This window comes from Lyngbya sp. CCY1209 (assembly GCF_055795065.1).
In genome coordinates this window covers 1-24,702 of sequence record NZ_JAYFER010000259.1, presented here as the reverse complement: position 1 = coordinate 24,702, position 24,702 = coordinate 1, and the positions used below count along the sequence as shown (strand labels likewise).

The window sequence follows — 24,702 nt, the reverse complement described above, 5'->3', positions numbered from 1 at the left end:
CAATTTTCCGAGCCCCCAGAATTGGGGGTTTGGGGGCCAGACAATTTTCCGAGCCCCCAGAATTGGGGGTTTGGGGGGCCGACAATTTTCATCGTCGGACTGCAGGCATCACCGATTTCGCATTTCGATATCAAAAGCCCTCGAATTTTCGGGCTGTACGCCATTCTGGACGACATGAAGGCATAACATTAAGCCCAGCACCGTGAAGAGGTAGCCCAACCCCAAAGACATCGCGACTTGATGGACGGAATGAGAAGATTTGTAAAACATAACATGAATTTATTTAAACACTTGCCCCGATTTTAGGCCGTCCCACCATCCCCAGCTTCCCCCGAACGGGTTAAGGTAAGTAGGCGATCGCCGTTCAACTTCCTCGCCCAAAATATTTGAAATAATTTAGGAAAATTAACAATTTGAAAAAATCAAAAAAACTGCCCCTTTTGCAGGTATAATTAAAACAGTCTACCGGGAGGCTGTCACCATGAACGATCGCCCAATCATCGGGATCAAGTTGCTGGCATTCGCGTCAGTTCTCCTACTGGCTTCCGGGGGATCGGAAGTGGCGAAAGCGGAGCCGATGGTTCCCGGTTCGGACTGTGGATGTCACCCCGGCGATCGCTTCGATCCCAAACCCAAAATGCCGCGGGGAACCTACCAAGGACAGTGTATCAACTCCTGCCAGCAGCGATCGGTTCGCCGCCTCTCCCCCGCCGAAGCCGCCGAATATGGCATCCCTCCCCAAGCGATCGCCGTGGCGAACGTCAGCCACCGCGATCGGTTTTGGGTGGCTCAAATTCCCGCCGACGGGGTAGAAACCGTCATCTACCAACTCGAACATCCGATTTTTGCCGCCCACGCCCAGCTTCGGTTTCGCTTTTCTCCCGGTTCGGAAGTCATTTTAATTCCCCAAGTTCCCAATTCTGGGGAGTCTCCCACCCAAATTTCCGACTTGGTTTTGTCGGTGGAAGCCGTCCCAGTTGTGGGGGGTAATTTCGATTTAGTTGCCGGATTTTTTGACAACTTCGCGATCGCCTACCGCTTGGTTTCTTTGGAAGCGAGAGCCCAACGCATGATCCAAGTTGACGGCCACCGCGTCGAACAGATCCAGCTCAATTTGACACCCGCTCAAAATCACCAATTACTCCTGAATGCGATCGCCGAAAGTGAGCGAGCCGGACTCAGTCGGATGTACCATTCTTTTGATCGCAACTGTACCAGCGAAGTCTTCCGACTCTTAGATCGAACCACCGGCTACAACCCGCCCGCCAACTCGGATATCGAGGAAATTTTCATCAACGCCCCCACCGGAGATCAGATCTCGATGTTGATCGCAAATGGCACGTTAGATCCAGAAGAAATCGCCCAATTTTTAGCCGATACTTTAGATGAAACCCAGTGGCAATTTTTGCAAGACCACATCCCCACCATTTCCCACAACGCCCTGAAACGCCGCGGCCTTCTGGGGCCGACGATCGCCGATCTCAATCAGGAGTTGAACGCCGGACAACGGCTGTGGTAGTGAAGGACAGATAAAACCCACCGATGCGACCCAAATCTCTATCTTTATCCTCAATTTTAATCGCCGGAATTTTCCTTTTTTATCCGGCTATTTCCTCGCGATCGCAAGAAATCGGCGCGGTTCCCGCCATTCAATCGCCCGAATTCGAGGCGATCTGCAGGTCGGGGCCGACCGCAGACTGTGAAACCATCGGAAAAGCCGCCCACCTCACCACGGATTTAATTTACGAATTATTTGACGGCGAAATCACCCATAATCGAGCCAAATATCAATCCATAATCGGCGCGATCGCCCAACTGTACGGAACCGAACCGAACGCCGTTCAAGTCGTCAACAAACGCCTGAAACTGTCGGATTTTTTCATCGTCGAAGCAGATCAGGTGTTCGGAGGCTATGCCGTTTTCATCCGTCCCCAAAATAGCGAATCCCAAGGCCGACAAAAAGCGAAATTTTTCATCGCATTTAAAGGGGTTTACCCGAAGTTGGAAGATCCCAACGATATCGCCGCCGCCCTGTCCGCCTTACCCGAACATCTCTACCGCGATGCCGGCGTGTTAATTCACCGGGGATTTCGGGATTATGCGGCTTCAGTTTTCCAGGACGAAACCTCCCAAACGGCGATCGCGGACATTTTGCGACTCCAAGCCGACCCCCAAACGGACGTAGAAGTGTTGGTGACGGGGCACAGCTTGGGGGGATGTGCCATCCTCTACGCCGCCCTGTTAGTAGATGCGGGAGTTTCTCCTCAAAATATACAGGCGATCGTCTTCGGTTCTGGACCCGTCGCCACATCAGATTTTATCACCCAATATCCCGATCTAATTCCCAACATTACCCGCGTCGAAACCGGAGGAGATATGTTGATCTATGAAGACGGTTCCCCAATGAAACCCATCTACGATACCTTGGGTTACGTTCCCTTCGGAAAATTGATTCACGCCCCAGCCAGCGATCGCCTCAACCAACTGAAACAACAGTTACTCATCCTGGAACAACGGCGACAAACTTCCCCCTCGGAAAACCTCACCTCCGATGCCCTCAATTTAGCCCGAGAAATCCTCCAAGAACGAGTCGCCATCCACACCCACAGCTATCGCTATTACTACCAACGATATCGCTCGGGTCAGGGCGATCGCCCCCTGTGGTAAAAAAATCTGATGATACCGAAAAAAGCCAAAAATTTGCCGTTTCAAAGCCCCCAGAATTGGGGGTTTGGGGGCAAGAAAGCCCCCAGAATTGGGGGTTTGGGGGCGAGAAAGCCCCCAGAATTGGGGGTTTGGGGGCAAGAAAGCCCCCAGAATTGGGGGTTTGGGGGCAAGAAAGCCCCCAGAATTGGGGGTTTGGGGGCGAGACAATTATTTACCATCGCCATCAAACCCCTCCAAAAAAGGGAAGCCGGGGGGGTTTCCTCAACTTTAAATCAAATCACATCTTTGCGCTTTTGAACCACCACTAAAAAGGCGAACATCGCGCCGATAAAGCCCAGATTAATCCCCCAATATTTGCCAACATTCACGTCAAACATAGAGCCGTAATCCCGGTTAAACCGCTCGATCGTACCTTCCGCCTCGCCCAAAGCCCCCTCATAATTTCCCCGCCAATCTCCATACTGATCCTGCCACTCGTCGATCGCCGTTTTGTACTCGTCCACCCGCTCCTGATAAGCCTCCATATCCGCTTGATACTGGTCCATCTCCTCCTCATACTCCTCCTGGGCTTCATAGGACTGGGTATCCGGTCGGGTCGGCTGTTCCGGCGGGTCCCCCGGATCTTCCGGTTTGGGCGGTTGATCTTCATCTACGGCCGGATTGTACTTCGACAAAATGCCGGGGAAATTACATTCCTTAAACAAGCTCGGGCCGAAGCAGGAGCAATCCTGTTTTTGTTCCTCCGTCAGGGCATCCCGTTCCGCTTCGGACAACTGCCAGCAGGCATCCGCCGCCACATCTTGTCCCGCCCCCGTAATCGTGACCAGAGCTTCAAACGGCCATTTTGTCAGCGTCAAATTGTTGATCATTTTCCCCGGCAAACCGAAGGTATTGATAGGCAACATCCCCCCGCCGAACGTGATTTGAGGGACCAAAAATATAATGGTCAAAAGCGGGGCGATATTTTGGTTCGGCGAAATCGCCGACACCAACAATCCCATCACCATCCCCGACATCGTTGCCAACAGCAAGGTGACGTACATCGCCCCGTAAACGGAAATGTCTCCGGGAATATTGATGGCAAACAACTTGAAGATCAGGAAGATCGCCGCCTGATATAACGCGAAGATCAACGCGATCCAAACCTTCGACAAAATATAGGGCAAAATCTGCAAGCCGATGGTGCGTTCCCGGCGATAAATATCCGCCTCTTTGACGATTTCCCGCATCGTGGCGATGCTGCCCACCATCACCGCCACCAAAGCGGTGACGAATAACATGGTAATCACCTGGCCGAAGTCACCCTCCGTGGTGTCGAACATCTCGGAATTCCAGGTCAATAAATCCAGTATCCCCAGAATCGGCGCGATCGCCAACATCAAAATCAAACTGGCGCGATCGCGCATGAAAATCGCCCAATTCCGCTTAGAGAGAATTAAAAACTGACGCCAACCCGACACCCGCTTCAACTGGGCAGCGGGAGCCTGTTTGGACGGGCGGGTGCGACTCGTTTCCGACTGTTGAACGTCCAACGACTGCTGTCGTTGCGCCACGAATCTTTGGTACTGGGAAGAATTGAGATAATCCTGCTGCCATTCCTCGGGCGATCGCTCCCGTTCCACCTTGTGATAAATTTCATTAAAACGCTGCACCCCGAAATAATCCAGCGCCTCCTGGGGCGGGCCGAAATAGGCCACCCGGCCCCCAGCCCCCAAAAACACCACCATATTACACAGCATCACGTTGTCCGTGGCGTGGGTGATCAACAGCACCGTCCGGCCCTGGTCCGCCAGGTTCCGCAGCAGGTTCATGATATCCGCTTCCGTCCCCGGATCGAGTCCCGACGTCGCCTCATCCAAAAAGAACAAACTCGGCTTCGTCAGCAACTCCACCCCGATAGACACCCGCTTCAGTTGCCCGCCACTCAGGGCTTTGACGGCGACATCCCGGCGGTGGGACAGGCCGAGTTCCTGCAGGACTTCATCCACCCGCTTCCGGCGTTCCGCCACCGTCGTATCCGCAGGCATCCGCAACTGAGCCGCGTAGTCGAGGGCCTGGGCGACCGTCAACTCCATGTGGACGATATCCTTTTGGGGGACGTAGCCAATTTCCGTGCGGTAGGCGTTGTAATTTTTGTACAGATCCTCCCCGTTCACCAACACCCGGCCCCCCGTCGCCGGACGGAAGCCGTTGAGGGCGTCGAGGAGGGTCGATTTTCCCCCGCCGCTCACCCCCGCCACCACCACAAATTCCCGGGCTTGGACGGACAGGGAGATATCGTTGAGCAGGTTGACCTCTTTGGACACCTGTTTGTTGAGGTGCAGGGCATCGAGGCGGAGGTTGCCCTCTTCGTTGACTTGGACGAGGGTTTCATCGACGTTGAACGTGAAGCGACAGGGCCCGATGCGAATGGTGTCCCCCACCATCAAAGTGCGATCGCCGGTGACGGGTTTGCCGTTGACAAAAGTGCCGTTAGTCGAATTCAAGTCCGTCAGGATAAACGAACCATTTTGGCGGGCGATCTGGGCGTGGTGGCGGGAGACGGAGGGGTGGTTGACCACCGTATCATTGCTCTCATCCCGGCCGATAGTGAGGAGATCTCGCCCCCGCAAGTCGAGAACACAACTGAGCAATGTCCCTTGTTTTTCTGGAAGTTGGGAGACGACCTCCGTGGCGTCTTCCTCGGCGGAAGCGGAGACTTGGGTGGGGGCCGTCGCCAGAGAAGTGAGGCCAAATTTTAATTGGGTATTTCCGATCTGGATGATGTCACAGTCCACCAAAGGATGGGGAGAATGGGGGGAAATTTTGACAGCGTTCACCTCGGTGCCGAGGGTGCTGCCGAGATCGACGATCAGGTAGCGATCGCCCTCCGCTTGAATTTGGGCGTGATGTCGGGAAACGCTCGGATCGTCGATCACGATCATATTGTCAGGCGATCGCCCGATCGATGTCGGCTCGCCGTCGAGGGGAAATTCTCGAACCGATGTACTCCCTCGAATTTCGAGCCTTGCACTGGGTTTTAAAATACTCATTGGACTTCACCCGTGGAGCTGAAAATAGTAAAAATCGGGAAGCGAGACAAGTCCGCTTCACCCCGGTATTTTGACCACAAAAGAACCGAAACTATTGACCTGGGTACTGACATTACCAATCATAATTCCGAATCTTTCCCTCGCCTCTTAAACTTAATCATTTTTAAAATTTGCTGTCGGTTCGACCCCCGACCGAGAGATTGAACCCTCAAAAAAGACGAGCTGGACACCACCACCGATCGCACTTCCTTCCGACCTGCCCGAATGATAAGATCGAAAAATTCACATCCCAACTTCTACCTGCTTCCCCATGAGCCACCCTGCTACAGGTACCGAGATCTGGTCAGAACTTCTCCAACAACTGCTCGAACATCAGTCCCTCTCCACCACCCAAGCCTCGATGTTGATGGAAGGATGGTTGAGTGAGTCCATACCCCCGGTCCTCTCGGGGGCCATTTTGATCGCCCTGCAAACCAAAGGCATCTCCGGGGAAGAACTGGCGGGCATGGCCTCCGTATTGCAAGCCCAGTCCCTCTCCGAAAGCCTCCCGTCCCCCCCGGAAACGTCCGCCCAATTTCAATATCCCACCATCGACACCTGCGGAACCGGGGGAGATGGGGCCTCCACCTTCAACATTTCCACCGCCGTCGCCTTCGTCGCCGCCGCCGCCGGGGTTCCAGTCGCCAAGCACGGCAACCGCTCCGCCTCCAGCAAAGTGGGTTCGGCCGACGTTTTGGAGGGGTTGGGCGTGAATTTGACCGCCCACCCGGAACAGGTGAGCGCCGCCCTCGATGCGGTGGGCATCACCTTCCTATTCGCCCCGGGCTGGCATCCGGCGATGAAAGCCGTGGCCCCGATGCGGCGAACCCTGAAGGTACGGACGGTGTTCAACCTGCTCGGGCCCCTGGTGAATCCCCTGCGTCCGAAAGCCCAAGTCATCGGCGTATTTGACCCCACCGTTTTGGACGCGATCGCAGCCGCTCTGGGACACCTGGGCATGGAGACGGCGATCGTCGTACACGGCCGGGAAGGCCTGGACGAGGCGGGTTTGGGCGATGCCACCGATTTGGCGATCCTCTCGGGAGGGCAAGTGAAGCGATCGCTCCTCCATCCCGAAGAATGCGGCATCGAACCCGCCCCCCTCGCCGCCCTCAAAGGCGGAGAACTCTCCGAAAATATGGAAATTCTGACCCGAGTCCTGCAAGGCCAAGGCACCCCCGCCCAACGGGATGCCGTCGCCCTCAACGCCTCCCTCGCCCTCCAGGTCGCCGGGGCCGTCCCCCTTCTCGCCCACCAAAAAGGCTTCGCCCTCGCCCGCGACATCCTCGACAGCGGAGCCGCCTGGTCAAAATTGCAGGAATTGGTGCAATTCTTAAAAGGATAAATGGGCGGATGGGGATTTTAGATTTTAGATTTTAGATTCCTCTCGGGGAGGAGTGAGAAATGAAGAGTCAAAAGTCAAAAAACGATTCCCTACTCCCTACTCCCTACTCCCTACTCCCTACTCCCTACCCTCGGGTACGGAACTCGACGACATCCTCCTTGATCGTGACATCGTACTCGCCGAAAAAGTCCTGTCCCAACAGTCCCACATCCAAAGCGGGGGCGATCGCGACGGCGATATTGTTAGCCGTCGCCCCCCCGACTTCGATCGAATCCACCAAACCGACCTCGAATTCCACCCCCCTTTGGCTGGGGGTGTCAGCCAAGCCCCGCCCCGTCGGAATCACACCCAACACTTCGGCCATGATCGGGGTGATCACCGTGCCGCTGGCCCCCGTATCGACCATCATCTCGAAGGGTTGACGGCCGTTGAAAACGACCTGAATCACGGGAATTCCCGCCTGGCGGCGCAGAATCTGGGCTTGAAACACCCCCGTCTCCCCCGGCAGAGCCGCCGTACCGGGTAGGGGAGTTTCCATTTCCGGAAAGTTGCAGATCTCATCGAGATTGATCACCCGGCCCGATTCCGTCTGGGCGAAACAGCCGGGATGCTCCTGGGCGATCGCGCCGGAGATCCCCAACAGGGACAAACTCAGGGCGATAGGGACACTCAGCACCCGGAGCGGTAAATGAGATTGAGCGTTCATGGCGGGGTTTGGCATGAGAGTGATGGCCGCGATCGCTCTTTGACCCCCACCTGTTTCGAGGTGCGGGTTTGGGCATCGCTATTCTGATTCAATTTTAGCCGATGCCTGCCCAGTGCCGCCCGCCTCCGTTTGCCGTCAAAAAACAGCCCGGACGCTCATCGTTTTGGGGGTCGGCAAACTTTTCCGTTGGGAAGGACGGCCCCGGCCAGCCGTACACCTTTGAATTGAATTCCAGTCAAGTTCGCCGAGCGCAGATTCGCGTCTCGCAGGTCGGCGTCCGTCAAATTGGCGCCCGTCAAATTGGCGCCCGTCAAATTGGCTTCCCGAAAATCGACCCGCTCCAAATTGGCCTGCTGTAGGTCGGCGGCGATCAAACAGGCTTTTTTGAAATTCGCGGCCTTCAAGTTGGCGGAATTGAGTTGGGCTTCCATCAACAGCGCACCCGCAAAGGTCGCCCCGCTCAAATAAGCGCCAGCGAAGTTGATACCCGTCAGCAACTTTTGGCTCAAGTCCACCCCCGCCAAGTCCGCCCCGCTGAAATTCACCTGAGTCAGACAGGTCCCCTTGAGACAGATCCCCCGCAAATAGGTTTTGCTCAAGTTCCCACGGCTGAGGTTGGCGCCCGTCAGGTTCGCCTGGTGAAGGTCCGCCTCCACCAGGGTGGCCGAATTCAGGTAGGCGCCCGTCAGGTTGGCACCGCGCAAATTGGCTCGATTCAGATTGGCGCCCCGCAGGTCGGCTTCCATCAGGTTGGCGCCGGTATTGGTTTTCGCCAGGTTGACCCGACTCAGATTCGCTTCAGCCAGCTTGGCATCGGTGAGGAGCGCCCGAGCCATGTTGCACTCGGAAAGGTTGGCCCGACTCAGGTTGATATTCCGGAGGTCAGCCTCACTCAAATCGGCCCGCCGCAGGTTCGCGTCGCTGAGGTCGGCTCCACTCAGGTTGGTGCCGCTCAAGTTCGCGCCTTCCAAGTTCGCCCGGGTGAGATTAGCCCAACCCCGGTGGGTGCCGGCCAGGTCGGCGTTGCCGAAATCGATGCCGACCCGTCGTATCCTCTCGCCGAGTTGCAGGACTCCCCACTCTACAGCCGAGATGGAATTTCCCCCGTTGGCATCGGCGTCCAGGAGATTTCTGGACAGGTGGACACCTCTGAAGTTTCTGTCCCCAGAAATATATTGGTCTAGTCGTTCTGCGGCATTCAGTTCTCTGGCATCCATAGCTTGAACCGTGTTGTCAATTGGGCAAGTTTACGGGAGTCACATCGCACCAAAGATGTCGCTTGCCCGCCGGTTGTCGCGGGACGATTTGGGGTCGGGATTGACACCATCATTTGATGCGTATCTCTCGCCGTCGAGAGCGGATCGGACTGTCCCCCCGAATTCCGTACCGTACCGATGGGCATCGAATGTTGCAGACAGTTGGGACTCCCAATTCTGAGGTGCTGAGATGTCAGAATGATGACGGCTAATTGAGGGGCTCGCGATCGCCCGAATCGGTTGGAATTGAGTTAGAACTGTTCTAAGTCCGATAACAGCTATTGGTTGAGATTCCATACAAAAATTTAGGTCAAGTGTAGCACCCCTACGGGCGATCGCCATACTCCACAAGATGGAATTCCAAAATTTAAGGAAATTTTCAATTTTTCTATCAAAATCGATCGCTCCTCCTTCCGCCTCTCTGTTGATTTAATAAAAATTTAATAATTATGTTGTGTCCGCGATCACATAATCGCCGTGATCGGAAAATGATCCGTCCGTCGGGAAGGCCACGGGGCAAAAATTGTCATGCGACGACAACAGGAGCCGCGAGTCGATCGCCGCTCTCGTCCGTTGTCTGGCAAAATGATGGAGTATTTTCACAAAGCAATAGCAATTGGGTTTCATGTCGCTTATCTCTGCTCAACCGGCTCTGCTCGTTCTCGTCGATGGCACCGCCTATCGCGGTTGGTCCTTCGGCGCCCCCGGTACGGTCGTCGGCGAAGTGGTGTTCAACACCGGAATGACGGGCTACCAGGAAGTGCTCACCGATCCCAGCTACTGCGGCCAGATCGTGACGTTCACCTATCCCGAATTGGGGAACACCGGGGTCAACCCAGAAGACGAAGAATCCTCCCGGCCCCAGGTACTCGGCGCGATCGCCCGCAACATCTGCACCCGCCCGAGTAACTGGCGATCGACACAATCCCTCTCGGACTATCTCAAACAACACCACATCCCCGGCATCTACGGCATCGACACCCGCGCCCTGACCCGCAAACTCCGCACCGTTGGGGCCATGAACGGCGGCATCTCCACCGAAATCCTCGATCCGGGCGAGTTGTTGTCCCGAGTCCAGCAGGCGCCGAGTATGGACGGACTCAACTTGGTTAAGGAAGTCACCACCCCCGAAGTCTACGAGTGGTCCGACCCGACGGAAACCGTCTGGGAATTCAGCCCCAGCCTCCAATCCCCAGACGAGAACCAACCCGCCACACCCCGCTACACCGTCGTCGCGATCGATTTCGGCGTCAAGCGCAACATCCTCCGCCGCCTCGCCAGCTACGGCTGTCGCGTCATCGTCGTCCCCGCCGACACCCCCCCCGAAGACATCCTCAAATACGAACCCGACGGCATTTTCCTCTCCAACGGCCCCGGCGACCCGGCAGCCGTGACCGAGGGCATCGCCACCGCCCAACAGTTGGTGCAAAGCAACAAACCCGTCTTCGGCATCTGCATGGGCCACCAAATTCTCGGCCTCTCCCTCGGCGCCAAAACCTTCAAACTCAAGTTCGGCCACCGGGGGTTAAATCAACCCGCCGGCCTGAAGCGCCAGGTGGAAATCACCAGCCAAAACCACGGGTTCGCCATCGACGCCGACTCCCTGTCGGACGGGGTGGAAATTACCCACCTCAACCTCAACGATCGCACCGTGGCCGGATTGAAACACAAGTCCCTGCCCCTGTTTTCCGTCCAATACCACCCGGAAGCCAGCCCCGGCCCCCACGATGCCGACTACCTGTTCGAGCGTTTCATCCAAGAAATGGAAAACAGCAAAAGCAAAGCCGTCAGTTCGGAGTCTTGAGTCCGAGCCAAATGGGGGCGGCTCCCCACCTGCGCCGCCCCCTTGCGCCCTTCCCCCAGAATCCATTTCGCCACGGACTGATTCTAGACAATTGCCGCAAAAAAAACTATACTGGTGAGGCAGTATACGTGCTATCAAGTTAGGAGGGGGCTATTCCTGAGCAACTAAACCTGACCGTTAGCCTCAGAGGGACTCGAGACGTTCAAGAGAATTATCAACTATTTCGTCTGACCGGATTGCTGGACGCCTTCTCAGAAGGTAAATTCCGGAAGGAGATGTCCAAGTGTATCGACAATGGACCCAAACACATCGTGTTGGACTTGTCCCAGATAGACTTTGTAGACAGTTCCGGTTTGGGCGCTCTGGTACAACTCGTCAAAAAAGCCCAGACTAACGGGGGAACTTTACAAATTGTTTCTAATCCTCGCGTAACCCAAACCGTGAAACTGGTTCGCTTGGAAAAATTTCTATCTCTGCAGCCTTCAGTTCAAGTGGCCGTGGAGAATGTCAAAGACGGTTAAGCTGGACGGGTTGACTCAGCTTTTTGTCAGCACGCCGACGAGGAGAAGGCTCCCCGTCGGTTCTGCGTGCGCGACGGAGTTCGGGGGGGCCTGGTGCCGATGTCGGATTTGAGGGGATTCTCGGATGCGACCTTGACCCCGGAGCAGGTTCGGCAGTTGTCACCTGCATCCTGGGCCTATTTGGGAGATGCCGTCTACGAATTGTATGTGCGTCGGTTCTACCTGATGCCCCCGAAGCGATCGCAACTGTATCACCGCCAGGTGGTCAACCAAGTCCGGGCCGAAAGTCAGGCCCGCCACCTGGACGCCCTCGCATCCCACCTCACCCCCGCCGAACTCGAAATCGTCAGGCTCGGCCGCAACGCGACGTTCCGCCGCCCGAAACGCATCGACGCGGAAACCTACCAGAAAGCGACGAGCCTGGAGGCCCTGTTGGGCTACCTGTACTTGACCGACCGCCCCCGCCTAGAAGAACTTCTCGGCCACCTCGACCTCGAAATCGATTGAGAGCCTCCCCGTTAAACCCGGGCCGTTTCATTTTCCCCCAAAAAATGGCCGAGGGAGCAGAGGAAGCAGAGGAAGCGACCGGGAGAAGAGGGAGATTTTTCGGAATCAAAAGGTATTTTTAAGGGGCTTTGAGTTGTCCCGACTCCCGAGTCTCGATTCTCGAGGACCGCGCGCCGCGCTATATCGTTGACTGTTGACTGTTGACTGTTGACTGTTGACTGTTGACTATTGACTATTGACTATTGACTATTGACTTATGACACCCCGCCCACCTTCCCGCCGCCCCTCCGAAAACCGGGGCCAATCCGCCCCCTCCCGGCCCCGCCGCCCTGCCGGCGACATCCCCGAGGACGATCTCATCTACGGGCGCCACACCGTCCTGGCGGCCTTGGAAAATCGGCGCTCCCTGAATCGAATCTGGGCGATCTCCCAACTGCGGTCCGACACCCGCTTCCAACCCCTGCTGCAAGAAGCCAAAGCCCGGGGCGCGATCATCGATGGCGCCAGCCACCAACGCCTCGACCAAATCACCCGGGGGGCCAACCACCAGGGCATCGCCGCCCAAGTCACCCCCTACCGATATTGGGATTTGGAAACCCTGATCGCCCGGGCCCAATCCGCCACTTCCCAACCCGTGCTGGTAGCCGTGGACGGCGTGACCGACCCCCACAACCTCGGGGCGATCGTGCGGACAGCAGAAGCGATGGGGACCCAAGGTTTGATCCTGCCCCAGCGGCGGGCCGTGGGGGTGAACGCCACCGTCATGAAAGTGGCCGCAGGCGCCTTGGAAACCTTTCCGGTCGCCCGGGTCGTCAATCTCAACCGGGCACTGACGGAACTGAAATCGGCAGGATTTTGGGTCTACGGCACCGCAGCGGGAGAGTACCCGCCCCTGCACACCGTCAATTTGACCGGTGCCGCCGTGCTGGTGGCGGGGAGCGAAGGGGAGGGACTCAGCCGAGGCATCGCCCAAAACTGCGACCTCCTCGTTTCCATTCCCCTGCGGGGGGCGACCCCGAGCTTGAACGTCTCCGTCGCCACCGGCATGGCCCTGTACGAGCTGTTTCGCCAACGGGGTGCGGATTGAGATTGAGGCGCGATCGCACTATCCCGCAGTCGGGGAACTCTCCAATAAGTTTGCTAAACTCAACTTAAGGTCGGAGAACCGGTTCTCGGGCCAACACTCCCAAATCGACCGATTGGAGTAATTGGTTCCAAGCCGCCGACACCGCCGGATCGTCACCGCGATCGGGCTGTAATTGCGCCAAGATTGACAGGGCATCGTACCAAAGTTCGGCTTTCAAATACAGGTCTACTTGCTCCAACGGCGTTTTTTGATTCAACTGAGTGACCAGAGTCGGCTCCAAATCAGTCCGCCGAATTCTGCCTTCGACGACCACATCTCCGGAGCGGTCTTCCGGATCGCAGACAATCGAAAAATACCACTGGTAATCGCGATCGGTTTTTAGCTCGAAATCCGTCCGATTTGAAGGAATCGTCACACCGATAATCCCCGATTTTTCTCCGATGTGCAGGGTCTCCTCATAAACGATCGCGTCATCAGTGCCGTCGAGCAGTACAAACTCCGCCACCTGTTTCGCCTCCATCGGAGGTAAATAGAAATAAAGCGTCGGAGAACTTTGAGCCGTCAACCCCGTCGCCGTTTCCGGTACGACCGCCATCAAAGGGGTTCGATTGAAGGTACAACTCGGGTTGCCGCTGCGGGTTCCGCCACCCGCCCGCCGACCGGGTATGTCGTCGTCGGCTCGAACAGATTCGGCGCCCGGGAGTGCCAGAAACAGGGTCAGCAACGAGATGACACCGATGGGGGCGGCGGCGGCTTTCCATATGGGGTTGAATAACATAGGCTTAACCGAATTTATCCCTGATTCACTGTCAGATTAATTATATCAAAGCGCTTTGCTCTCCCAAATCAGTAAAATTACGGAACATGAAGATAGAGAAGGCGAACACAATTGATCGGAATTGATGTCCGGTCAATCCGGAGGGAGACCCGGAGGTGCGACCGTTCTAATTTTTGCAAAATCCTTCAATAATAGCCGTGTTTGCTCAAGTTTTAGTCAAGATTAGATCTCTGTTGCCGGATACTTCGGGCAACCGTCATCGGCGAGAAAATGTCGGCAACCTTTCGACGAAGCAAGTCGCCACCGTCTTGCTGGCCAGCCTGTTGAGTACCTCCGCCATCTGGGTGATTCGCTCCTTTAGCATCCTCGAGTCGGTGGAATTGCAGGCCTTTGATCGCATGGTGCGGCTGCACGGCGACGGCGACCCCGACCCCCGGTTGACGGTCGTCGCCATCACGGAAGCCGATATCCGAGCCGAGCAGACCTGGCCGTTGCCCGATCGCACCATCGCCCGGGCTCTAGCTAAACTACAGGGCTATCAACCGAGAGTGATCGGTTTAGACCTGTACCGCGACGTCCCCCAACCCCCCGGACACTTCGAGTTGGTCGAACAGTTGAAAGCCGACAACGCCATCGCCATCGAACAGGTCGGCGTCGTCGGGCCCCCCCCATCGGTCCGGCCCGAAAAAATTGGTTTCAACGACCTGGCGATCGACTTCGACAATGCGGTCCGCCGCAACCTGATGTACGTCGAATACAAGGGAGAAAAACTTTACTCATTCGCGTTGAAAGTCAGCCAAAAATACCTGGAATCCCGGCTCGATCGCCCCGTCCCCATCCTCCTCGGAGCGGACTTTCTCCAACTCGGCAACACCACCTTTCCCACCCTGAAAGACAACGCCGGTGGCTACGAACTGCCCGCCTCGGAAGTCAAAGGGCGACAAATTTTGATCGACTACCGCTCCGAACAGATCGCCCGCATCATCACGCTAACCGAACTGTTGGAAGGGAATTTTGACTCCGAGTGGATTCGGGACAAAGCCATTTTGGTCGGTACGACCGCCCCGAGTTTGAAAGATCTCTATCCCACCCCCTACAGCCCCGCGAAGACGGACGATTACAGGATGCCGGGGGTCTTGATCCACGCCCAGATGGCGAGCCAAATTCTGGATGTCGTCCTGGACGGAAAATCCCTGTTTTGGTTCTGGCCGCAGTGGGCCGAGATCTTGTGGTTGTGGGGTTGGTCGGTTCTAGGGGGAAGTTTGGCGATGCGGTTCGATCGCCCCCTGTCCCTGGCATTGTTGGGGGGGGCGAGTGCGATCGCCCTGTGGGTGATTTGCTTTTTCGCGTTCACGCAAACGGGCTGGATTCCCCTGGTTCCTCCCGCCCTGGGCTTGGCGGCCACCGCCGGCATCGTCCTAGCCTACAAAGTCCTCTACAGCCTGTCCTACGACCCGCTGACGGATTTGCCCAACCGGACCCTGCTCACCCAACAGATCCGGCGCCTGAGCCGCACCGAAACCGCCGAAACCGCCCAAATCGCCCTGTTGTTTTTAGACCTCGATCGCTTCCGAATCATCAACGAGGGATTCGGACATCACATCGGCGATCGCCTGATCCTCTCGACGAGCCGGCGTCTCAAAACCTGCCTGCCCCCCCAAACCTTTTTGGCCCGGGTGGGGGGAGACGAATTCGCGATTCTCATCTCCGGCGTAGAAAATAGCGAGGAGGCGATCGCCGTGGCCCACCGGGTGCAAAAAACCCTCGCCGCCCCCTTCGATCTCGACGGCCAGGAAACCTACACCACCGCCAGCATCGGCATCGCCTGCAGCCCCCGCTCGAAAGAATTGGCGGCCCCAGACCTGCTGCGGGATGCCCACACCGCCATGTATCGAGCCAAAGCGTCCGGTCACGGCCGCTACGAAGTCTTTATCTCCACCATGCACACCCGGGCTCTGCAGCAGTTGGAGTTGGAGTCGGATTTGAGAGAGGCTATCAAAAACCGGGAATTTCAGCTCCATTACCAACCCATCATCGACCTGAGAACGGAGCAGATCGTCGGATTTGAAGCCCTGGTGCGCTGGATCTCCCCCAAACGGGGATTCGTCTCCCCGGGAGAATTTATCCCCCTTTCCGAAGACACCGGGTTAATTATTCCCTTGGGGGAGTGGATTCTGGAAGAGGGGTGCGGCCAGCTCGCCGCATGGCACGAAAAATATCCCCGAATTCCCCCTTTCGTTTTGAGCATCAATCTTTCCACCCGCCAACTCTCCCAGGCTAACTTGGTGGGGTGCGTCGATCGCATCCTCGACCGCAGCGGTGTCAACCGCGAGTCTATCAAATTGGAAATTACCGAAAGTACGATTATGGACGACGTAGATGAGGCGATCGCACTGTTGGAACAATTAAAAACCCTGGGAATCAAACTCAGCATGGACGATTTCGGAACCGGTTACTCCTCCCTGAGTTACCTGCACCGCTTCCCGATGGATACCCTGAAAGTCGATCAATCTTTTATCCGCCGCATGGACGAGAGCCGGGAAAATACCGATATTGTCAAAACCATTATCATGCTCGGACACAATCTGAAGATGGATGTGGTCGCCGAAGGAATCGAAACAGAGCAAAATGTTAAAGTTCTTCGGACCCTGAACTGCGAATACGGACAAGGATACTATTTCTCAAAACCTTTACCCGTCACCGCCGTAGAAGAACTGTTGACTCGCATCCATGATTCCCCATGTCCCTGAGAATCGGTTACGACTGTCGGCTGTGGCGCTTGTGCAGGGCACCGAGGCCCAAAGCTCCCAAACCGAGGAGTCCCATCACCGAGGTCGGTTCCGGTACGGACACCGCTTCACCGCTCGCGGACTCTGCCGAAGGTTGGGCGATCGCATCATCAAGGGTCGAGTAATACTGAGTCGGTTTATTGTCCCCATCGAATTCCATCCACCAGGGACCCCAACTACCAGTTGTCCAACTATTCCACCAACTGCTCATCCAACTCATCAGGGTGTCGGTTCCCCGCTTGCCTTGCGTCGTCCGATTCGGGCCATTGCCGCGACTCAGGTTCGACAAATCCAAATCCCACCCCGTCACGTCCAGCAATTGGCGATCGATGGCGCTGATATCCAGGATTTGACCTTTTTGGAGGGTGGGGTGCATGATTCCCAGGGAATTGTCCTGTTTTTGCCAGTGGCTCGTTTGGTAGCCGTCCCCCCTGGCGCTCACGCCGCCGGCAAAGTTCCCCAGGTTGGTTGCCCCCCCGTCCAGGGAAAAATACTTCCCGGTGCCGCAGGTCCAGTCAAATACGTTGGCCTCTCGGCTGGTTTCGGAGTGGCGGAACAGATCCAGGGTGCTGACATACGTGAGGTCGGTTTCCTGAACGGGCGCCCCCTCGCCGCTCTCAGCCATCATGTACAGCATATTGGCGGTGTCGATACCGCTCACGAAGCCGAGGGAGTGGCCGATTTCGTGGAGGGCGACGCTCATGAAGTCGAGTTTGCCGTTGGCGATCGCGACATTATTATTGTAGACCCGGGAGAAATCCCAAATGTCCGAGTTGCTCAGAACGTTGCTGTTTATGGCGATCTCGGAGTCGAAGGCGACGGTGTTATCGTAACCGGGCATCAGTCCCAGGGCTTTGGCGTTAGCCCTTGTCAGCCAGATGGTGCGGTTGTTGGCGTTGCCGTTGTCGTCGAGGACGGTTCCGCTGCCGTCGGTGCGATCGCGCAACATTCCGAAGGTTTCGGTACTCAATGCGATCGCCTCCCGGTTCAGCCTGAGAACTTGGCTGAGGGTGAGTTGGGAGATATCCGCCAAGCCGAACCGGTCGAGGATCGTCGCGATCCCGGTGTCGTCCGCGTCGAACTGCAAATTTTTGAACGCCCTCAGATCGTCTTCCGAGGTGATATCCCGGAAGGTGTGATTCAGATATTGGTTGTAGCCGACTTCCACCATCTCGGGACGGGCCCCCCCCAACACCGTATCGCTCGCCATCTGGTCGTACTTGACGAAGATGTTGACCTCGACATCATCGTAGAGGATGGAAGACCAAATGTCGCCGGCGCGATCGAAAGCGTCAACAATTTCCGGAGAGGTTCCGAAATCGTGCATGAAGTTGAAAGTTGCGGCCCGCACCGGGGCGGCCAGGGCGATACCCGAAACGACACAAAGCAGATGTAACGGTATCTTTTTCAATTGGATCTTCGGTTTTAGTTGGCTCATTCTGGATAACGTTTGTTACGGTTAATAACTGGTTTTACTTCTTTATTGTAGATAAAAAAAAGGTCGATCCGCACCCCATATAGCGCTACGCGCGGGTGTAGGGTGTAGCCCTTCGACTGCGCTCAGGGCAACGGGTGTAGGGAATAGAAACCGCCTTTACATGGAAGTTTCGAGTCCTGCCCCCCAAACAGAAATGTAAACACACGAGCGATCATTGCTATATATAGCAGTACGCGCTCCTATAGTTACAAAACTTATCAAAGGGAATCGGGAGTAGGGAGATTGATCATTCCCCGCGTGTCACCAGGCCAGCGCACCCCATATCGGGCGAAAATTTAACAATTTAACCCGATTTTTAAAAATGATAAAAATTTCGATATTAGTGACATAAAAAAACCGCAATTTTCCGTAAAAATCCAGAGTTTTTACCGTAACCTTATGGAACAGAAGGATTCTTCATCAAAGCTTCAAAAACGGCGGATGCCGGAGCCGCGAACTGCGATATCAACCCTGACATTCCGGTTTTCGGCATCCGAAGGGGGCGATCGCTTTCCGGACTCTCGAAGTCAGACGGCTATTCTTTTTTGATATACTTCCCTTTAGAATTCAATGCGAATCCCATGCCCGACGAATTCAAGGGAGGACAATCTCGAATGCCGAACTCTACGACTCGCCTGGTGTTCGGGGTGTTATCATCCTGCCTGCTGTCGGCCATCCCCGCCCACGGCCAACCCATCCAAGCCGACAGCACCCTGACTCCCAACAACACCGTCGTCGTCCCCCTCGAACCCGACATCTACGGCATCACCGGGGGAACGGAAGCCGGACCGAACCTCTTCCACAGTTTTCGGGAATTTTCCGTTCCCGAAGTCGGGGGGGCGGTCTTTTTCAACGACAATCCCGCCATTCAAAACGTCATCGGCCGGGTGACGGGTTCCTCAATTTCAGCGATCGAAGGATTCATCGAAGCCGCGGGGGGTTCGCCCAATTTCAATCTATTTCTCCTCAACCCCAACGGGATCGTTTTCGGCCCCAACGCCAGTTTGAATGTCGGGGGCGCCTTCGTCGCCACCACCGCAGATAGCCTGGTTTTCGACAATGGCGGGGAGTTCAGCGCGACGAATCCCCAACCGCCCCTGTTGAGAGTCAACGTCCCCCTCGGACTCCAGTTCGGACAAAATCCCGGCCCGATTTTAGTCCGGGGGGCGGGATTGCCCGGGCCGCCCGACCGGATTCCCCAGGGCAATACGTTCGCCCTGGTGGGGGGAAATGTCACGTTGCAGGGGGCGGCATTGGCGGCGCCGGACGGACGCATTGAGGTGGGGAGCGTCGGCGGCGGGGGGCGCGTGGCTTTGACGCCCCATCCCCAGGGATTTGAGTTCCGGTATGCACCTGGGCAGAATTTACAGGCGATTCGACTCCAGGAGGCTTTGCTCGATGCCAGCGGACCGAATGGGGGGGGAAATATTCAACTGCGGGGAAATACGATCGCGATCGACAATTCCGGAATCTTCGTCGCGCCCTCCCCGATGGCAACTCAACCGGGGGGCGACATCACCCTCCACGCCGATCGCGTTTTGACAATTGAAAATGGCTCGGCCGTCCAAACCATCACCTCGGGTCCGGTCGCGGGGGGAAATATTCGTCTCCGAGGGGAAACGGTGAACGTCCGCAACGGATTGTTGCCTCCGCCGGGAAGTCCCCCCGACACCCCACCCACCCCCACCCAGGTGGCGGCGGAAACGGAAGGAATCGGACGGGGCGGAAATTTGGCAGTTGTAACCGATCTCCTCCAAGTCGATAACTTCGCGCTGATGGGAACGGAAACCCGAGGATCGGGGCAGGGGGGAGATGTCACCATCGAAGCGCGGCGGTTGGGGGTCAACAATTCCCAGATCGGCGCCAACAGTTTGGGCGGCGGCGATACCGGGAATCTCACCGTCAATGTCTCCGAGGCGATCGAATTGCGGGGCAATCTCGGCCGTTTGATTACAGAAACCGGTGCCGGAGGGACTCCCGGCAATATTGTTGTCAATACGGGACAACTCAACATCCAAGGCGGAGCCGGAATCGCCACATCCACTTCCACCTCAACATCTGGACTCCAGGGGAACGTGCGGATCTCGGCAACGGAAATTAATATAGAGGGCGTTTCCCGCGAAGGCACGCCCAGCAGCATCACGACCCGAGTGGAACCGGGAAGTACGGCTAAAGGCGGTGATGTCGCCATCGAAACGGAAGTGTTGCAAATCCGCGATCGCGCCCGAATCAATACCAGCACGGCGGACGGGGGTTCGGGAGCTCCTTCCGGAACCATTTCCATCACCGCCCGCGATCGCATCGACATCCAGGGAAATCTCCAGCCTGATCAAATCAGTACGGGCTTATTGAGTCAAGTCGAACCCGAAGCAACCGGTCGGGGTGGCAACATCGTCCTCAATACCAATCAATTGAACCTACAAGGGGACGGGGCGACCATTTCCAGCGCCACCGGAGGACTCGGAAGCGGGGGCAACATTACCCTCCAAACCGGAGAACTCCGAGTCGGCGGCGGGGCGCAGATCGCCGCAGCAACCCTCGGCGAAGCTCCCGGGGGAACCATCGACGTGATTTCGGAATCGGTTCGACTCGCCGGCATCTCCGCCGACACCCAAAGTCCCAGCGGATTATTCACCTCCACCGGAACCCCCGATCGCCCCGGGGAAGGGACAGCCCGGGCGGGCAACATCCGAGTCCGAACCGGACAACTGCAAATCTCCGACGGCGCCCGTATCTCCGCCTCCAGCCAAAACCTCGGCCGGGGGGGCACCGTCACCGTCAGCGCTTCCGAACAGGTAGAACTGACCGGAACCTCCGCCGACGGCTTTTTCCGCAGCGGTATCTTTGCCGAAGGTCGCAGTTTGGGTTCGGGGGGAAATATCAGTGTCGCCACCCCCAATTTAAACTTGGACCGCGGCGCGACTATCACCGCCGAAACCGCCTCGGACGACGGGGGAAATCTCAACCTCCAGGTGGGAGATACCCTGGAATTGCGCCGCGGCAGTACCATCTCAGCAACGGCGGGGCTGGCCAGCAGCCGGGGAAATGGCGGCAACATCGATATCGTCACCCAGTATCTCTTCGCCCTCCCCCAGGAAAATAGCGATATCACCGCCAACGCCTTTTTCGGCCGGGGGGGCAACATCGATGTCACCGCCGAGGGGATTTTCGGCATCGAATTCCGAGAACAACCCACCCCCCTGAGCGATATGACCGTCAGTTCCGCCTTCGGGGTGGATGGGGTCGTCACCGTCAACAACCCCGACACCGACCCGAATCAGGGTTTGGCGGATCTGCCCGATCGCCCCATCGACCCCACCCGACTCGTCGCCCAAGACTGCCGCCAGGTTCCCGGATTTGCCGACAACCGATTCATCATCACCGGCCGGGGCGGCCTGCCCCCCAACCCGTCCGACGTTTCTAGTTTTCAGACACCATTAGAAGACTTGGGCGAAATTGCATTAGAAGAACGAGATTCCGTCACAACCCGCAACACCGAAGCATCGCCCCCCAAGACTTCTATTGCTCCTCCCGTCGAAGCCCGAGGATGGGTCGTCCATCCCGATGGTAAAGTTATCCTAGTCGCCCACGCCTCCGGTCAACCCGTCTCCATCCCCTGGCTGGCTCCTCAATGTCGAACAATTAACAATTAATCATTGATAATTGATAATTATGAAAGATAATGTTGTGAAGGATAAGTCGTTTTTGTTTGCGTTGCGGATTGTTAGATTGACGCGATATCTGAATATTGTTAATGACAGCAATTTTCAAGTCTGTGAGGTACGCTGGCAAATTCAAAGTCCCCATCCCCCCCTACCCCCCCTTTGTAAGGGGGGAGTTCAAGGGGGATTTAGGGGGATCGTCCGTATCGTATTGGATCGAAAACTGCTATATATCAGATCCGGTTATTTACCCGCCCCCCCTCGATCCCCCCCCAGCCCACCTTTTCAAGGGGGGAGCCGGAATTGGCTTTGACTTCTGGGTATTTACCGGATTCGATATTATTAATTGTTAATTATTAATTGAATTATGAACAGTCGTCCTTCAATTGTTAGCCTTTTAGTTTTGTTGGGTTTGTCGGCTAGTCTCCTCCTGTCGGATGGCATCCGATCGCCCGCCACTGCCAAAATTGCGGGGGCGGAAACGGAGGTGGTCGCCCAAGTGGAGGACGGGGTGCGACAGGAACAGCAGGGGCGCGATCGCTACGAACTAGGGGATTTTGAAGGGGCGATCGCGATCTGGAAATCCGCGGCGACTATCTACGAAACCGAGGGATATCCCATTTCTCGGGCGCGGGTGTTGAGCAACCTTTCTTTGGCTTATCAACAGTTGGGATTGTGGCGGGAGGCGAGGGAGGCGACGCAGGAGAGTTTGAATTGGCTACAAAATTCGGGCAATCAGGGAACATCGGTTCGGGCTCAAGCGTTGAATACCCAGGGGAAATTAAATTTGGCGACGGGAAACGCGGAAGAAGCCCTCGCCAATTGGGAGTTGTCCCAAAAATTTTACGCCCGGAGTCGGAATCGAGACGGCGTATTGCAAGCTCGAATCAATCAGGCGACCGCCTTAGAGCAACTCGGACTGTTTCGCCGCTCCCTGCAAGTGCTCACCGACGTGAATACCGACCTACAGGAACGAGAACTTTCCCCCCTGCAGGCGACGGTCTTAATTCGATTGGGAAATCTCCTCAATACCCTGAGTCGCCCCAATGATGCCCGAGAGGTTTTGGAGCGGGGGTTGGCAGTGGCTTTGGATTTGGAATTAAATTCCGAACAAATATCAGCTTTGCTGGGTTTGGGAAATGTGGCGCGATCGCTCCAAGATGCTTCGACTGCTTTCGATTATTATCAACAAGCCCTCGCTTTGTCTCCCGACCTCAACCAGCAAGTGGCGATCGAATTGGCTCGACTAGACCTTTTGGTGAATGCCGAAGATTGGGAAGCGGTGGCGGAATTGTTGCCCGAAACCCTGGCAAACCTCGATCGCCTCCCTTCGAGTCACCGGAACATTTATTCTCGCCTCAATTTGGGACAAGCCATGTCGGCGTGGAAACGGGCGACGGAACCGAACTCGTCCAGGGAAATGATTCTCGATCTTTATAGTACCGCCGCCCAACAGGCGATCGCACTGGGCGATCGGCGGGCGGAAGCCTACGCCCTGGGTTATTTGGCAAACGTCTACGAGGAAACCCGACAATTGCAACTCGCCGAACGCCTCACCCGAGACGCCCTAATTTTGAGCCAGGGAATCAATGCCCCGGATATCGCCTACCGCTGGCTGTGGCAGTTGGGGCGCATCAAAGGGCTGCAGGGACAGAAACAAGAGGCGATCGCAGCCTATTCCGAAGCCGTCACCCTGTTGAGTTCCCTCAGCGAAGATATCGCCGCTTTGGGCCGAGAATTTCAGTTCTCCTTTCAAAATAGCATCGAACCCGTATATCGGGAATTGGCGAGTTTGTTGCTCGACTCGGCACCGGGAGAGTCCGTCAGCCAGGACAATTTGGCAGCCGCCATCAACGTGATGGAGTCCCTGCAAGTTGCCGAACTGGATAACTTTTTTCAGGCGGCTTGCGTGGTGGCAGAACCCCGAAAGATCGACGAAATCGATTCCCGGGCGGCGGTGATTTATCCGATTATTTTGAGCGATCGCCTGGAAGTCATTCTCCGCACATCCCGCGGCCCCCTCATTCACCGTCGCATTCCCGTCGCCAGTTCCGAAGTCGAAAATGCGATCGACCGACTCTCCAAAGGTTTGGTGATCCGCTCCCGCCGCCAATTTTTCCAACCCGGACGACAACTCTACGATTGGCTGATCCGCCCCTTCGCCGACCCCCTCAATCCGGAAGAAATTAAAACCTTGGTATTGGTTCCAGATGGTCCCCTGCGAAATATTCCGATCGCGACCCTTTATGACGGGGAAAACTACCTGATCGAAACCTACAATATCGCCGTCACACCTGGCTTACAACTCCTTTCTGCCCGCTCCATCCAACAGTTAGATTTACAGATTTTGGCGGCCGGACTCACGGAAGAACGGCAGGGGTTCAGCCCCTTAGATTACGTCGAAGAAGAAATGGAAATTCTCAAAGCGGAAACGTCGAGTAAGATTCTACTTAATCAGGAATTTACCAGCGCATCCCTCAGACAAGAATTTGAATATTCCAGCTATCCCATCGTTCACTTTGCCACCCACGGTCAATTTAGTTCCCAACTCGACGAAACCTTTATTCTGGCCTGGGACAGCCGCATCAGCATTCTCGAATTGGATACCTTATTGACCGAAAAAACCCTCGACGGTCGCAATCCGATCGAACTGCTGGTTCTCAGCGCCTGCCAGACGGCTTCGGGAGACGATCGCGCCGCTTTGGGACTGGCGGGAATGGCCGTCAGGGCGGGCGCCCGCAGCACGGTCGGAACCCTGTGGTCGGTGAACGACCAGGCGACCAGCGAGTTGATGAGTCAATTCTACCGATTTTTGAATCAAAAGAACCTCACCAAAGCGGAAGCTTTGAGGGCGGCTCAACTGGAATTACTGAACAATGAATTCTACGATCATCCCTTTTACTGGAGTCCCTACATTTTAGTCGGTAATTGGCTGTAATATTTGCCCCGTTCAAATCGGAGAAATCCCCCCTTCTCCCCCAATTCTCCCCCCAATTCTCCCCCCAATTCTCCCCCCAATTCTCCCCCCAATT

Annotated in this window: 16 protein-coding genes; 11 read left to right on the top strand and 5 right to left on the bottom strand. The window is 56.2% G+C overall.

The window, feature by feature from the left end:
- The 3 genes from AC0QHF_RS07165 to AC0QHF_RS07155 form a co-directional block, all read left to right on the top strand.
- Positions 1–186 (top strand): hypothetical protein (locus AC0QHF_RS07165; RefSeq protein WP_324703511.1); only part of this gene is annotated, 186 nt, incomplete at its 5' end.
- A 295-nt stretch (positions 187–481) separates the two neighbouring features.
- Positions 482–1,519 (top strand): lipoprotein N-acyltransferase Lnb domain-containing protein, encoded by a 1,038-nt coding sequence (locus tag AC0QHF_RS07160; RefSeq protein WP_324703510.1) that lies wholly within the window; start codon positions 482–484, stop codon positions 1,517–1,519.
- 23 nt (positions 1,520–1,542) lie between these two features.
- Positions 1,543–2,667 carry a lipase family protein gene (locus AC0QHF_RS07155; protein ID WP_324703509.1) on the top strand — a complete coding sequence of 375 codons (1,125 nt, stop codon included), beginning with the start codon at positions 1,543–1,545 and terminating at the stop codon, positions 2,665–2,667.
- A gap of 272 nt (positions 2,668–2,939) precedes the next feature.
- Here the strand turns inward: AC0QHF_RS07155 and AC0QHF_RS07150 are convergent, their stop codons facing one another.
- Entirely contained in the window at positions 2,940–5,699 is a 2,760-nt protein-coding gene (locus AC0QHF_RS07150) for an FHA domain-containing protein (RefSeq protein ID WP_324703508.1), read from the bottom strand.
- A gap of 310 nt (positions 5,700–6,009) precedes the next feature.
- On the opposite strand from AC0QHF_RS07150, the gene trpD reads away from it, so the two are divergent.
- Positions 6,010–7,083: an anthranilate phosphoribosyltransferase gene (gene trpD / locus AC0QHF_RS07145; RefSeq protein ID WP_324703507.1), complete on the top strand. Its 1,074-nt coding sequence runs from the start codon at positions 6,010–6,012 to the stop codon at positions 7,081–7,083.
- A 124-nt stretch (positions 7,084–7,207) separates the two neighbouring features.
- On the opposite strand, the gene AC0QHF_RS07140 is transcribed toward trpD, so the two are convergent.
- Together AC0QHF_RS07140 and AC0QHF_RS07135 are read right to left on the bottom strand one after the other, a co-directional pair.
- Positions 7,208–7,789: a retropepsin-like aspartic protease family protein gene (locus AC0QHF_RS07140; protein WP_324703506.1), complete on the bottom strand. Its 582-nt coding sequence runs from the start codon at positions 7,787–7,789 to the stop codon at positions 7,208–7,210.
- A gap of 155 nt (positions 7,790–7,944) precedes the next feature.
- On the bottom strand, positions 7,945–9,006 hold the full coding sequence (locus tag AC0QHF_RS07135) for a pentapeptide repeat-containing protein (protein ID WP_324703505.1): 1,062 nt from the start codon (positions 9,004–9,006) through the stop codon (positions 7,945–7,947).
- 664 nt (positions 9,007–9,670) lie between these two features.
- Between AC0QHF_RS07135 and carA the strand changes: the two genes are divergently transcribed.
- The 4 genes from carA to rlmB all read left to right on the top strand — a co-directional run bounded on the left by carA (position 9,671) and on the right by rlmB (position 12,964).
- Positions 9,671–10,849: a glutamine-hydrolyzing carbamoyl-phosphate synthase small subunit gene (gene carA / locus AC0QHF_RS07130; protein WP_324703504.1), complete on the top strand. Its 1,179-nt coding sequence runs from the start codon at positions 9,671–9,673 to the stop codon at positions 10,847–10,849.
- Between the two features lie 152 nt (positions 10,850–11,001).
- Positions 11,002–11,370 (top strand): STAS domain-containing protein, encoded by a 369-nt coding sequence (locus tag AC0QHF_RS07125; protein ID WP_324703512.1) that lies wholly within the window; start codon positions 11,002–11,004, stop codon positions 11,368–11,370.
- Between the two features lie 156 nt (positions 11,371–11,526).
- The gene (locus tag AC0QHF_RS07120) at positions 11,527–11,877 is read left to right on the top strand and encodes a Mini-ribonuclease 3 (protein WP_324703503.1); all 351 of its coding nucleotides are present in this window, start codon (positions 11,527–11,529) and stop codon (positions 11,875–11,877) included.
- 256 nt (positions 11,878–12,133) lie between these two features.
- Complete coding sequence (gene rlmB / locus AC0QHF_RS07115; protein ID WP_324703502.1) at positions 12,134–12,964, top strand: 23S rRNA (guanosine(2251)-2'-O)-methyltransferase RlmB; 831 nt, start codon at positions 12,134–12,136, stop codon at positions 12,962–12,964.
- Positions 12,965–13,028: 64 nt separating this feature from the next.
- Here rlmB and AC0QHF_RS07110 read toward each other — a convergent pair whose 3' ends face one another.
- On the bottom strand, positions 13,029–13,742 hold the full coding sequence (locus AC0QHF_RS07110) for a DUF928 domain-containing protein (protein ID WP_324703501.1): 714 nt from the start codon (positions 13,740–13,742) through the stop codon (positions 13,029–13,031).
- Positions 13,743–13,975: 233 nt separating this feature from the next.
- On the opposite strand from AC0QHF_RS07110, the gene AC0QHF_RS07105 reads away from it, so the two are divergent.
- Positions 13,976–16,492, top strand: a complete 2,517-nt coding sequence (locus AC0QHF_RS07105; protein WP_324703500.1) for an EAL domain-containing protein — start codon at positions 13,976–13,978, stop codon at positions 16,490–16,492.
- Positions 16,493–16,499: 7 nt separating this feature from the next.
- Here AC0QHF_RS07105 and AC0QHF_RS07100 read toward each other — a convergent pair whose 3' ends face one another.
- Positions 16,500–17,969: an NF038122 family metalloprotease gene (locus AC0QHF_RS07100; RefSeq protein ID WP_324703499.1), complete on the bottom strand. Its 1,470-nt coding sequence runs from the start codon at positions 17,967–17,969 to the stop codon at positions 16,500–16,502.
- A gap of 653 nt (positions 17,970–18,622) precedes the next feature.
- Between AC0QHF_RS07100 and AC0QHF_RS07095 the strand changes: the two genes are divergently transcribed.
- Positions 18,623–21,661, top strand: coding sequence for an S-layer family protein (locus AC0QHF_RS07095; protein WP_324703498.1), 3,039 nt, complete (start codon positions 18,623–18,625; stop codon positions 21,659–21,661).
- Positions 21,662–22,037: 376 nt separating this feature from the next.
- Complete coding sequence (locus AC0QHF_RS07090) at positions 22,038–24,608, top strand: CHAT domain-containing protein (protein WP_324703497.1); 2,571 nt, start codon at positions 22,038–22,040, stop codon at positions 24,606–24,608.
- Positions 24,609–24,702: the final 94 nt, after the last annotated feature.